This window comes from Pseudomonas sp. MD195_PC81_125, from assembly GCF_014060985.1.
In the GTDB taxonomy this organism is placed as follows: domain Bacteria; phylum Pseudomonadota; class Gammaproteobacteria; order Pseudomonadales; family Pseudomonadaceae; genus Aquipseudomonas; species Aquipseudomonas parakoreensis.
Genome location: NZ_JABULD010000790.1, coordinates 1 through 1,016 on the forward strand (window position 1 = coordinate 1; position 1,016 = coordinate 1,016).

2 protein-coding genes are annotated in these 1,016 nt (G+C 56.7%); one reads left to right on the forward strand and one right to left on the reverse strand.

Annotated features, from left to right (window positions below; genetic code table 11):
• The coding region (locus HT737_RS29300; protein WP_182404568.1) for a DUF4142 domain-containing protein at positions 1–413 on the reverse strand (413 nt) is incomplete at its 3' end.
• Positions 414–616: 203 nt separating this feature from the next.
• Between HT737_RS29300 and HT737_RS29305 the strand changes: the two genes are divergently transcribed.
• On the forward strand, positions 617–859 hold the full coding sequence (locus tag HT737_RS29305; RefSeq protein ID WP_042559423.1) for a DUF465 domain-containing protein: 243 nt from the start codon (positions 617–619) through the stop codon (positions 857–859).
• Positions 860–1,016: the final 157 nt, after the last annotated feature.

Consider the following 1,016-nt stretch of genomic DNA (forward strand, 5'->3'; position numbering starts at 1 on the left):
TTGTCGTCGGTCACCGTGTTCGCTTCTTTCTTGAACAATTCGATGGTTTCTTCGTGGGCTTTGACCTGGTTGTTGGCGTAGGCCGCATCGAAGGATTCGTCACGCATGTCGAGGATCTTCTCCTTGGCCTGCTTGACCAGGGTGGTGCTGTCCGGCACCTCGATGTCATTGGCCTTGGCGATGCTCGCCAGTTCATCGTTGGCCTTGCCGTGGTCGGTGATCATCATGTTGGCGAAGGCCTTGATGTCGGCCGACTGGCTTTTTTCCAGGGCCAAGCGGCTGGTCTCGATCTCTGCAATGCCACCGGCTGCGGCATTGTCGACGAAACTGTTGGAAGTGGCGGCAAAGGCACTCCCCATGCCGCTGCTCAACGCGACAGCGAGAACGAGGTGACGCAGGTTGAATCCGTCCATTGGTATTTCTCCACACAGGTTTTTGTTGACGTTATGTAATGGAGGCAATGGCGCAGGCAAAGGTTTGATCGCGTTTACGACAGGGCGACGAACGGCCACCGCTGATCTGACAGGTGGTCGACAGAACCCCTCAACCGAGGCCATTCTGATACGGGCTGACGCATCGGTCGCGTTGGCTGCCGATCAACTGACGGAGGTGTTCCATGCCGGTTCCCCATGACCTGTTTCAGGACTTGAGCTGCACGAAGGAAGAGATCCAGCAAAAACGCACCCAGGATCCACGACTGGATTCACTGATCAACAAGTATTCCCAGGCTGACGCCGACGTGGTCAAGGCCGAAACGGCCACCTCGGACGCCCCCAGCGACGACGCACTGAAAAAACTCAAAGAGAAGCGTCTGAAGGTCAAGGACGAAATAGTCAGCCATTTGCAGGCGCCGTCCTGATCCCCGGATGATCCGCCGACCCACGGTTGCGGATTGACTGGAACGACAACCACCCTCGGCACCTCGAATGTACAGAGTCTTCATTTAGCGACTCTTTGCGAGGTGCCTCATGAACACACCCAGATTCCCCAGTGAAGAGCAGGGCGGTTTYCGACCC

Excerpts from the sequence above, each read along its gene's own strand:
- HT737_RS29305 (WP_042559423.1), top strand. The coding sequence starts at position 617 with ATGCCGGTTCCCCATGACCTGTTTCAGGACTTGAGCTGCACGAAGGAA.